This is a genomic window from Streptomyces sp. sk2.1, from assembly GCF_008120935.1.
GTDB lineage: Bacteria > Actinomycetota > Actinomycetes > Streptomycetales > Streptomycetaceae > Streptomyces.
Window position 1 is genome coordinate 109,149 of the sequence record NZ_RDBO01000071.1, and the last position, 11,387, is coordinate 120,535.

Sequence of the window (11,387 nt, forward strand, 5' to 3'; positions counted from 1 at the left end):
GCACCAACCGCATCACCGACGTCGTCAGGGCTGTCCCCGCCCCCACCACCTCGTGCACGGCGCCCACCGCGCCGCCGCCGAGCGCCGCGAAGGCCGCTCCGCCCGCGGTGAGCAGCAGCACGTTCGACAGCCCGTCGGAGATCTGGAGAGCGGCCGAGTTCGCCCCCGCCTCCTCCGGCGCCGACAGCTTCAGCAGCAGCACGCTCGTCGAGGCGATCACCATGCCCATGCCGAAGCATCCGAAGGCCCAGGCCACGGCCACGGTCCAGACCGGCACCCAGTCGATCAGCACGGACGGCGCGGCCGCTATCGCCGCGGCGACCAGCACCATGCCGCCCACCATCAGGCGCTCCCGGTACGGTTCCAGGCGCGGCCGGGACTGCACGTACGAACCCAGGGCCCAGGTCCCGCCCCCGGCCGCGAGCGAGAAACCGGCCATCGTGGGGCTGAGCCCGCGCTGGGTCACCAGCATCAGCGGTACGAACGACTCGGCGGCGATGAACGACCCGGCCGCCACCCCGCGCAGCAGCACCACTGCGGGCAGCCCGCGCGCCGCCCGGATCGTCCCCGGGGGCAGCAGTCCGCGCACCGCCGGGACGAGCAGCGCGAAGCCGGCGACGGCCGGCAGCAGCGCGAACCAGTTCCGCTGCTGCCCGGCGTACTGGAGCAGCGCCGCGCCGGCCGAGATCCCGAGCGCGAGCAGGATGCGCCGCCGGTCGTACGGCTCGACGGGGGCCGAGGGGTCGGCCGGGCCGGATGCCCGCCGCCGGATCGCGGGCAGCGCGAGGGCCAGCGGGAACACCACGAGGGCGGGGATGCCGACGAAGACCCAGCGCCACCCCAGGTGCTCGGTGACGCTTCCGGCGGCGAGCGGTCCGACGACGGACGGGATCACCCAGCTCGCGGCGAAGGCGGCCAGGATCGACGGCTGCAGGCGCCCCGGGTACGCCCGGCTGATCACCACGTACAGCGCCACGATCACCAGGCCGCCGCCGAACCCCTGGACGGCCCGGCCCGCGACGAAGACCCACATGCTCCCGGCGGTGCCGCAGAGCAGCAGGCCCGCCACGAACGAGCTCATCCCGGCGGCGAGCGGCCCCAGCGGACCGCGCCGGTCGGCCCACTGCCCGGAGAGCACCATGGCGAAGAGGCTGGTCGTGAAGTACGCCGAGAACGCGTACGCGTACAGCGGGATGCCGTGCAGCTCACGGGCGGCGACCGGCATCGCGGTGCCCACGGCGGTCGCCTCGAAGGCGATCAGGAACACGACGGAGACGATGCCGACGCTGAGCGCCCGATAGGTCCGCCCGAGCACCCCTTCGGTCCCGGCGGGCGGGGCGGTCTTCGCCATGTCGGCACGGGGACCGGTACGGGGGGTCGTGTCCGTGTCCGTGCGGGGGCCGGCGTCGCTGCCGGTGTCTCGGGGGTCCAGGGCACTCATGAGCCCAAGAGTAAGGGGCATGACCTCGGGTGAACCCTGTCGTGAGACGGTCCTCCGGTCCGCCCTTGGTCGTAGGACCGCCCGGCCGATCGTGAACGCCGCATGGCAGTCGTGTTGCGCCCCGCCCCTTTCCCTTGAGCCGCACGTCCACCGGGCCCTACGGTCGAACCACGACGAGGAACACATGGCCGTGTGCCCGAGTGGCTCAGGGGCTCGACTGCAACTCGAGTTACACCGGTTCGAATCCGGTCACGGCCTCCGAGGAACACGCGACGGCCGCCCCCATGGCGTGGGGGCGGCCGTCGCGTGCGTTCAGGAGCGGGGCAGGCCCCCTCACCCGTCCGGCGGCATCCGGTCGACGCACCGGCCCGGGAACCCGGAACCCGCCCCGGCGAGCAGTGGCGGCACCGCGCGCCTCCCGGTCGCGCGTGCGCCTGCCGGACGGATCCTCAGGACCCGGTCGACGCCACCGCCGCCTGGGGGCGGATGGGGAGGCGGTTGATCGGGCGGCCGGTCGCCGCGCGTACGGCGGCCGCCACGGCTGCCGGGGAGGTCACCACGGGTACCGCCGAGGCGGGTTTGGCGCCGAAGGGGGCGACCACGTCGCGCTCCTCGATGAGCTCGACGATGCGGATGTCCGGGGCGTCCAGGGCGGTCGGCAGTGTGTAGCCGGTGAGGTCGGGATGGCGGATCAGGCCGCGTGCGCTGCGGAGGTTCTCGGTGAGGGCCGCGCCGATGCCCTGGGTGACGCCGGCCTCGATGCGGATCGCCAGCTGGGCCGGGTTGAGGACCCGGCCGACGTCCTGGGCGAGGGCCATCTCCACGACCCGCACGGAGCCGATCTCGATGTCGACGTCCACCACCGCGCGGATCGCGCAGAAGGCGAGGCCGACGAAGGCGTCGCCCTGGCCGGACTCGTCGAGGGGTTCGGTGGGGTGCGGGCGGCACTGGGCGGTGGCCCAGAGCTCCTTGCCGTCCATGGCTTCCGTGACCGTCGTGGAGAGCACCCCGTCGTACGAGGTGATCTTGCCGTCGGCGATCTGCAGCAGCTCGGTGGACATGCCGAACTTGTGGGCCAGGGGCTGGAGGAGCTGGGTGCGGACCATCTTCGCGGCCCGTTCCACCGCTCCGGCCGAGACCCAGGTGTGACGGCCGTGGGCCGCCGGGCCCGCCGGGGGCTGGTCGGTGTCGACGGAGGCCACGTGGACCTCCTCGATGCCCAGGGTCTCCTGGACGACCTGGCGGGCGAGGGTCGAGAAGCCCTGGCCCGTCTCGACCGCGGCGCAGATGACCGTGGCGACGCCGTCGTGGACCCTGACCGTGGCCGTGGAGACCTCGTCGGCCCCCTCCGCACCGAGCATGTGGACCATGCCGAGCGCGTAGCCGACGCCGCGGCGCACCGCGCCCGGTTCGCCCGCGCCCTCCGGGCCGCCGGGCAGCAGCCAGTCGTCCTCGGGGGTGTCCTTGGGAAGGTCGGGCAGCGGGAAGTCCCGTACGGCGGTGAGGAGTTCGGAGACCGGCGCGGGGCAGGTCACCGTCTGGCCGGTGGGCAGGATGTCACCGGTGGCCAGGGCGTTGCGCAGCCGCAGTTCGGCCGGGTCGATGCCGAGCTTGGCGGCCAGCTTGTCCATCTGGCCCTCGTACGCCGCGCAGACCTGCATCGCGCCCTCGCCGCGCACATGGCCCGACGGCGGGTTGTTCGTGCGGACCGCCCAGCCCTCGATGAAGGCGTGCGGGACGATGTAGGGGCCGCAGGCGAACGCGACCGCCGCGGCCAGCGACTCGGACGAGGAGTCGGCGTACGCACCCGCGTCGAGCAGGATCTGCGCCTCGACCTTCACCAGCCGGCCCTCGGCGTCCGCGTGGTGGCGGTAGCGCAGCAGGGTCGGGTGGCGGTGGGAGTGGCCGAGGAAGGACTCCTCGCGGGTGGCGGTCAGCTTGACGGGACAGCCGGTGCGCAGCGCGAGCAGTCCGAGCGGGAGCTGGAAGCCGGGGTCCTCGCGGTCGCCGGTCGCTCCGGGCACCCCGGTGACGACGATCTTCACCCGTTCCGGTTCGAGGCCGAAGCAGGCGGCGGCCAGGTCGCGGTCGGTGTGCGGGTCGGTGGAGGCGGTGTAGATCTCCACGCCGCCGTCGGGGCGGGGCACGGCGAGTCCGGCCTCGGCGCCGATCGGGGCCGGGTCCTGGCGGCCGATGCGGTACAGGCCCTCGACGACGACCTCGCCGGTGGCCTCGGGGTCCCCGTAGCGCAGCGGGATGTGGCGGATCAGGTTGCCGTCGGGGTGCAGCGGTTCGGCGGCGAAGGACTTCTCCGGGTCGGTGACCGGTTCGAGGACCTCGTACTCGACGGCGATGGCGGCGGCGGCGAGCCGGGCCGTGTCGGGGTGGTCGGCGGCGACCGCGGCGATCGGCTCGCCGTGGTGGCGGACCAGGTCGGAGGCGAAGACCGGGCGGTCGACGATCCTGCGCCCGTACTCGCGCTCCCCGGGGATGTCCTCGTGCGTGATGACCGCCCGTACCCCCGGCATCCCGACCGCGGCCGAGGTGTCGACGGACAGGATGCGGGCGTGCGGGTGCGGGGACCGCAGCACGGCCGCCCACAGCAGGCCCTCGGCCCAGAGGTCGGCGGCGTACGGGAAGGTGCCCTCGGTCTTCGCGCGCGCGTCCGCGGGCGGCAGGGAGACGCCCAGGCCGAGCACGGGCGGCTCGGCCTCGGAGCCCTCGGACCCCGGGGTGGTGATGCGGGCGCTGGTCGCGTTGGCAGCGGTGGCCGCGTCGTTGCTCACGCCATGCCTCCGTCCTGCGAGTGCGGCTGGGGGTCACCGACGGCGCCCGGGGACATGTCCGGTACGGGCCCGGGATGCGGGGAGCCGGCGTGGGGGCTCCACACCTCTTCGATGCCGGACGCCGCCCGGGGCGGGACGCGGTTCTCGTCGGCCTCCGGGAACGAGGAGTCCGGTGCGGCGGGGTCGGCGGCCGCCTCGCGGCCCGCGATGACCTCGTTCACCGCGTCGAGGACGCCCCGGTAGCCGGAGCAGCGGCAGAGGTTGCCGCAGAGCGCCTTGCGCGTCTCCAGTTCGCTGGGGGCGTGGTTGCCCTCCAGCAGGTCGTGGACGGTCATCGCCATGCCGGGGATGCAGAAGCCGCACTGGACGGCCCCGCACTTGGCGAGGGCGCGCTGGACGTCGGACGGTTCGCCGTCCACGGCCAGGCCCTCGACCGTACGGACCTCGCTGCCGGCCGTGGTCGCCGCGGGGACCAGGCAGGAGGCGACGAGCCGGCCGTCCACCTGGACGTTGCACGCGCCGCATTCGCCCTGCGAGCAGCCGTCCTTGGCACCGGCGAGGCCGAGGCGCTCGCGGAGCACGTAGAGCAGCGACTCACCGATCCAGGCGTCGGTGACGGGGCGGTCGGTGCCGTTCACGCTCAGGATGTACGAAACGGCGGGGCGCTCGTCGGGTACGTCGAAGGGCTGGGGCTCGACGAGGGCCGCGGGGTCGGCGAGACCTGCGGGGTCCGTCGGATCCGTGGGATCCGTGGGATCCGTGGGATCCGTGCGGTCTGCGGAGTCCGTGGGCTCGGCGGGAGTTGCGGGGTCTGCGGGCTCGGGCTCGGTGGCCCCGGCGGTTTCGGCAGCCGCGGGCTCCACGGACTCCGCGGGTTCCGCAGGTTCCGCGGGCTCTGCGGTCTCCGGCCCGGGCTCCGGGGTGGACTCCGCCTCGGGCCCGGGGTTTCCGGTTTCGGCCGCCCCGGTGATCTCGGGGGTCCCGGTTTCGGCCGCCCCTGTGGTCTCGGCGGCCTCGGGGGTCCCAGGGGCCTCGGTGACCTCGGGGGTCCGTTCCTGCGGTGCCGCTTCGGCCTCGTCGGCCGGAGGCGTGGGCCCGGGGGCGTGCGGGGTCTCGGGGACGGCCTCGGACGGCTCGCCGGGACCGGCCTCCGCCGGGTGCCCGCCGGGAACGTCGTCCGGGGCGGTGGCGGGGGCCTCGCCGGAGGGCGTCCCCCGCACGGCGTCCGTGCCCGCGGGCTCCGCGCCCGTGGAGTCCGCGTCCTGGGCAGGGGCGGTTCCGACCACGGGCGGTTCCGGCGCCGCTTCCGGGAACGCGACCGCACCGGAGGCCCGCAGGGCGTCCTCGTACGTGACGGACGAGGTCACCGGCTCCGTCGGAGGCGTCGCGACAGGCGCGGCAGGTACGGCGGGCGGCATCGCGGTGGGCGCCGGCGCGAATTCCGCGCTCGGCGCGTGCTCCGGCTCGACACCCGTCCCGGGCGCCGGTCCCGTCGCGGATCCGGCTCCCGGCTCGGGCGCGGGCTCCGGGACCGGCCGCTGCGTCGCCCACGGGGCGGGCGCGCCGCCCGGCAGCGTGGCGGGCGGGGTCCGGTCGCCGTACCACTGGGCGGCCAGGGCCGAGGCCGCGAACTCGCCGGACTCCTCGGGGAGATCGCCCTCGGCGACCGGGATCGTCCACTGCCCCGTGTGACCGCCGTGGCCGCCGTGACCGGACTGGTCGTCGTGACCGCCGTGACCGGGCTGTTCGCCGTGACCGGGCCGGCTGTCGTGCTCGACGTGACCGAACTGGTCGGTGTGGCCCGTGTGACCCGTCTGTCCTGCGGGCCCTGTGTGACCCGTGTGGCCGTACTGACCACCGTGCTCCGTGTGCCCGAACTGCTCCGTGTGCCCGGTGTGACCGCCGTGCTCGACATGACCACCGTGCCCGTTGTGACCGCCGTGCTCAACGTGGCCACCCTGCTCACCGTGGCCGCCGTGCTCGACGTGCCCCGGGTGGATGCCGTACTCGGCGGACTCGGTGAAGTTCCACTGGCCCGTCGCCGCCGCCGACGACTCCGAATACTGCTCGTGCGGCAGCCCCGCCTGCCCCGCCTGCCCGGTCAGGCCGTCCTGCTCGGCGTACGGGGCGGGCCCGGTCTCCGTGATCCGGGGGATCCGCTGGGTCTCCTGGAACTGCGGGTACCCGTATCCGTACGGCGACTGCTGCTGGTTCGGGTCCGGCCAGTGCACCGCCTCGGGTGCCTGCTGCTCCGGCGCCGCCCCGGGCTCCTGCCCGTCCGGCGTCCGCGCGACCCAGTTGTCCGTGGACGCCGGGTCGAACCCGGCCGCGGGCGTCAGCGGCAGGATCATCGGCGGCACGAAGCCCTGGCCCGGCGCGGCCAGCGGGATGTTCGCCAGGTCCTCCGGCGGCAGGTGGACGAAGGCGGTCGCGCCGTCGTCGTACTCCCCGCCCTGCGGAGTCGGCTGCCAGCCCCCGTACTGCAGCGAATCCTGCTGCCCGTGCTGATCGTGCCGATCGTTGTGGTCCTCGTTGCTCACGACAGTGCCCTCCCCAGCGCGCGTCGGGCGAGCGCGGCGACGGTGCGCCGCAGGTGCAGTACGGCCGGGGGCAGCGGCGGCGCCCCTCCCCCGTCGGCGGGCGGTTCCTGGTCCGGGATGCAGGCCGCGGCAACGTACTCGCCGAAGGCGGCCAGCGCGTCGGGGGCCAGGCCCCGCTCCCCGTCCCAGTCGATCAGCGAGGCGATCCAGCGCTCGGCCTCCAGCGGCCGCAGCGGCATCGGCGCGATGGCGCCGACCGCGCAGCGCACCCCGCGCCGGGCCGGGTCGAGGACTATCGCGACGGACGCGGTGGCGCGGCCGGGGCCGGTGCGGCCGGTGGCCTTCAGGAAGACCTGCGGGGCGTGCAGGAGCGGCACCCGGACGAAGCCGATCAGCTCGGCGGGTTCGAGCATGGCGCGGCCGGCCAGCAGGTGCGAGACCGGGATCTCGCGGCGGGCGCCGCCCGGCCCCGCGACGACCAACTCGGCCTCCAGGGCGGCGAGCACCGGCAGGGAGTCGCCGGTCGGGGCCGCGGTGGCGATGTTGCCGCCGAGCGTCCCGGCGTTGCGGATCTGGGGCGGGCCCGCGGCACGGGCCGCCGCGGCCAGGGCCGGGATGAGGGCGGCGAAGTCGGGCCGCCCCATGCGCGCGTGGGTGAGCCCGGCGCCGAGCAGGGCGTGGCCGTCCTGGTAGTGCCAGCCGCGCAGTTCGCTGATCCGGCCGAGGCCGACCAGTCCCGAGGGGCGCAGCAGCCCCTTGTTGACGGCTGCCATCAGGTCCGTTCCGCCCGCCACGGGAACGGCGGCGGGCATGGCGCCGAGTGCCGCCACGGCCTCGTCGAGCGAGGCCGGCAGCGTCACGGACTGCGTCGCCTGCGGTGCGTGCGTGGTCAACCCAGCTGCCCCTTCCCGGTGTCCGGCCGTCCGGCTGTTTCGCCGTACGGTACGTGCTCGGAGCCCGGACGTGGCAACTCTGGCACATCTTCGGATCGGACCGACGCGAGGGTCCGCGAAGGACGTGTTCGTACCCGGTCGCGTAAACACTCCCGGTTTGGAGCACTTCGGCACGGAGTGCGAATCGCCGCCGTTCAGCATGGCTTGTACCGGTTGTTCTGTTCCGGTGGTTCCCTGTGCGCGGGGCGAGTTCCGGACAAAAAACGACGGCCGGCACGCCCCCCACGGGGAGGCGTACCGGCCGGGTACCGGATGCGACCGGGATCACACGTTCGGGGGCGGACCCTCCAGCGGGCGGCCCAGGACGCCGGGGCGCTGCTGGCGGGGCAGCGGGCCGCCCGGCGGCCGGTAGTCGACGCCCAGGGCGTCGAGTCGGGCGTAGTGCGCGGTCATCCGGCGTTCGAAGCCGGCGTAGTCCCGTTCGGCGGAGGGCGGCAGCGGCGACCAGGCGACCTCCGCGAACGCCGCGAGGCGCGGGAAGACCTGGTAGTCGACGCGGGCCCGGTTCTGCATCACCTCGGTCCACACGTTGGCCTGGGTGCCGAGGATGTGACGGGCCGCCTCCTCGGAGAGGCCCGGCGGGACGGGCTCGAAGCGGTAGACGTCCTCCAGGGTGCGGACGAAGCCGATGGGCATCGGCTCGTCGGGGCCGCCGTCCTGGCGGTGGTCCAGGTAGACGTGCTGCTCGGGGCACATGACGACGTCGTGGCCCGCCTCGGCGGCGGCGATGCCGCCGCCGTAGCCGCGCCAGGAGGAGACGGCCGCGCCCGCCGGGAGGCCGCCCTCCAGGATCTCGTCCCAGCCGATGAGGCGGCGTCCGCGCGCGGTGAGCCAGGCGTCGAAGTGCCGGATGATCCAGGACTGGAGCTCGTCCTCGTTGGCCAGGCCGAACTCCTCGATCCGGGCCTGGGCGGTCGGGGACTCCTTCCACTGCTCCTTGCGGCACTCGTCGCCGCCGATGTGGATGAACGGCGAGGTGGCGGCGGGGAAGAGGTCGAGCACCTCTTCGAGGACGCCCTCGAAGAAGCGCAGGGTGCCGTCGGTGGGGGCGAGCACGTTGGCGTTGATGCCCCAGGTGTCCCAGACGGTCAGGGCGGCGGTGTCGACGACGTCGGCGTTGCCCAGTTCGGGGTAGGCGGCGATGGCGGCCTGCGAGTGGCCGGGAATGTCGATCTCGGGGACGACCCGGATGTGCCGCTCGGCGGCGTACGCGACGATCTCCCGGATGTCGTCCTGCGTGTAGAAGCCGCCGTGCGGGGTCTCGTCCCACAGTTCCGACGCCCGGTGGCCGTGCTTGGTGCGGGACCGCCAGGAGCCGACCTCGGTGAGCCGGGGGTGGCGCTTGATCTCGATCCGCCAGCCCTGGTCGTCGGTCAGGTGGAAGTGGAAGACGTTCAGTTTGTGCGCGGCGAGGAGGTCGAGGTAGCGCAGCACGTCGTCCTTGGGCAGGAAGTGCCGTGCCACGTCGAGCATCATGCCGCGCCAGCCGAAGCGGGGGTGGTCCTCGATGTCCGCGAAGGGGACGGCGGGCCGTGCGCCGGGGTCGACGGGCGCGCGGCGGAAGGCTTCCGGTCCCAGGAGCTGGCGGAGGGTCTGGGCGCCCCAGAAGACGCCCGCGGGGCCGCCGCCGGTGATCTCGACGCCCCGCCCGGTCCCGGTGGTCAGCCGGTAGCCCTCGGGTTCCAGGGCCGGGTCGATGTTCAGCCGGACGGTGTTCGCGGCGTCCTCGCCGCCGGGGGCGAGCGGCAGGCCGAAGGCGGCGCCGAGGGTGGTGCGCAGCCAGCGTTCGGTGCTCTCCGTGCCGGGGGCCGCGGTGATGGTGGTGGAAGGGTCGAACAGGAAGCCGCACCGCCCGTCGTCACCGGTGTGCACGGGTGCCGGGATCAGATCCATGTCCATGGCGTCAGTCCTTTACCGCTCCGCCGAGTCCCGAGACCAGGCGGCGCTGTACGAGTACGAAGAAGACCAGCACGGGAACGGTCATCACCGTCGAGGCGGCCATGATCCCTCCCCAGTCGTTCTCATCGGGTTTGAAGAAGACCAGCAGCGCCATCGGGAGCGTCGACTGGGAGGTGTCGCTGATGATGAACGACTTCGCGAACAGGAAGTCGTTCCAGGTGGAGATGAACGAGAAGACGCTGGTGGCCACGAGGCCGGGGAAGACCAGCGGGAAGAGGATCTGCCACAGGAAGCGGGTGCGGCTCGCGCCGTCGATGTACGCGGCCTCCTCCAGCGCCTCGGGCACCGCCTTGACGAAGCCGCGCAGCATCCAGATCGCGAACGGCAGCGAGAGGGCGAGGTGCGGCAGGATCAGCGAGCCGAGGGTGTTCAGCTGGCCGAAGTCCCGCATCAGGAAGAACAGCGGGATGGTCAGGGCCTCGACCGGCACCATCTGTGCGATCAGGAACATGATCAGCAGCGTGGTGCGGAAGCGGAACCTGAACCGGGTCACGGCCGTCGCCGCCAGGAAGGCGACCAGCGCGGAGACCAGGACGACGGTGCCGGCGACGATCAGGCTGTTGAGGAAGTAGCGGCCGAAGTCGTTCTGTTCGAAGACCCGGCGGAACGAGTCCAGGGACGGCGACAGCGTCCAGGGGCGGGCGTCGGTGGACTGGATCTCGCCTGCCGGTTTGAAGGCGGAGAGCACCATCCAGTAGAGCGGGAAGGCGACCGCGGCGGCGATCAGCAGGGCCGCCGCCTCGGCGGCCAGCCGGCCGGGCCTGCGGATGCGCAGTGCGTTCCGTGCGTTCACAGTTCCTCCCCCCGGCGCCGCACCAGCCGCAGATGGACGAGCGTGACGGCCAGCAGGATCAGCAGCATCACGACGCCGATCGCCGAGCCGAGGCTGTACTGCGAGGACGCGAACGCCTTCTGGTACGCGTAGACGTTGAGCACCAGGTTCTGTCCGGCGATGCCGCCGCCGTTGGTCATGACGTAGATCTGGGTGAAGACCTTGAAGTCCCAGATGATCGACTGGATCGTGACGACGACGAGGATCGGCCGCAGCATCGGGGCCATGACCGACCGCCAGATCCGCCATTGCGAGGCGCCGTCCAGGGCCGCGGCCTCCAGCACCTCGCCGGGGATGGCCCGGATGCCCGCGTACACGGTCACCATCACGAACGGGAACGAGCACCACAGGACTTCCAGGAGCACCAGGGCGAAGGCGCTGTAGCGCCCGTACGTCCAGGAGAAGTCGCCGAGCCCCAGGACCCGGTTGACCGGGCCGAAGTCGGGGTCGAAGAGGAACACCCAGACGGTGGAACCGGTGATCGCGGGGGTCGCCCAGGCGCCGAGCGCGGCCAGCATCAGGGCGAGCCGCGGCACGGCCCGGATCCGGGTCAGCAGGACGGCGAGCGCGCAGCCGACCAGCAGGGTGGTCAGGACGCAGGCGGCGGCGAAGACCACGGTCGCCAGGAGCACCTGCCAGAACTGGCCGTCGCCGAAGAGGGTCGCGTAGTTCCCGAATCCCCGGAAGGTGGTCGGTTCGCCGCCGCTGACCTGGGCCTGGGTGTACTCCAGGAAGGAGATCAGGCCGAGCTGGTAGATCGGGTAGACGAGCAGTCCGCCGAGGAGGACGAGGGCGGGCAGGAGGTAGAGCCAGGGGGTCCAGCCGGAGCGGCGCGCGGACGGGGCCGGGCGGCGCTCCGGCTGGACCCCCTGGCTC

Annotated in this window: 7 protein-coding genes and 1 tRNA gene; 1 reads left to right on the forward strand and 7 read right to left on the reverse strand. The window is 73.6% G+C overall.

Annotated features, from left to right (window positions below; all coding sequences use genetic code 11):
* The coding region (locus EAO76_RS25295; protein ID WP_148838358.1) for an MFS transporter at positions 1-1,441 on the reverse strand (1,441 nt) is incomplete at its 3' end.
* Positions 1,442-1,627: 186 nt separating this feature from the next.
* Here EAO76_RS25295 and EAO76_RS25300 point away from each other — a divergent pair.
* Positions 1,628-1,699, forward strand: a tRNA-Cys gene (locus tag EAO76_RS25300).
* 191 nt (positions 1,700-1,890) lie between these two features.
* Here the strand turns inward: EAO76_RS25300 and EAO76_RS25305 are convergent.
* The 6 genes from EAO76_RS25305 to EAO76_RS25330 form a co-directional block, all read right to left on the reverse strand.
* Positions 1,891-4,227: a xanthine dehydrogenase family protein molybdopterin-binding subunit gene (locus tag EAO76_RS25305; RefSeq protein ID WP_148838232.1), complete on the reverse strand. Its 2,337-nt coding sequence runs from the start codon at positions 4,225-4,227 to the stop codon at positions 1,891-1,893.
* On the reverse strand, positions 4,224-6,767 hold the full coding sequence (locus tag EAO76_RS44805) for a 2Fe-2S iron-sulfur cluster-binding protein (RefSeq protein ID WP_262375733.1): 2,544 nt from the start codon (positions 6,765-6,767) through the stop codon (positions 4,224-4,226). The genes EAO76_RS25305 and EAO76_RS44805 overlap by 4 nt, the downstream gene beginning before the upstream one ends.
* Positions 6,764-7,660, reverse strand: coding sequence for a xanthine dehydrogenase family protein subunit M (locus tag EAO76_RS25315; RefSeq protein ID WP_148838233.1), 897 nt, complete (start codon positions 7,658-7,660; stop codon positions 6,764-6,766). Before EAO76_RS25315 ends, EAO76_RS44805 begins: the two co-directional genes overlap by 4 nt.
* 324 nt (positions 7,661-7,984) lie before the next feature.
* Complete coding sequence (locus tag EAO76_RS25320; protein ID WP_148838234.1) at positions 7,985-9,619, reverse strand: beta-N-acetylhexosaminidase; 1,635 nt, start codon at positions 9,617-9,619, stop codon at positions 7,985-7,987.
* Between the two features lie 4 nt (positions 9,620-9,623).
* Positions 9,624-10,472, reverse strand: a complete 849-nt coding sequence (locus EAO76_RS25325; RefSeq protein ID WP_148838235.1) for a carbohydrate ABC transporter permease — start codon at positions 10,470-10,472, stop codon at positions 9,624-9,626.
* The coding region (locus tag EAO76_RS25330; RefSeq protein ID WP_399462753.1) for a carbohydrate ABC transporter permease at positions 10,469-11,387 on the reverse strand (919 nt) is incomplete at its 5' end. The genes EAO76_RS25330 and EAO76_RS25325, both read right to left, overlap by 4 nt.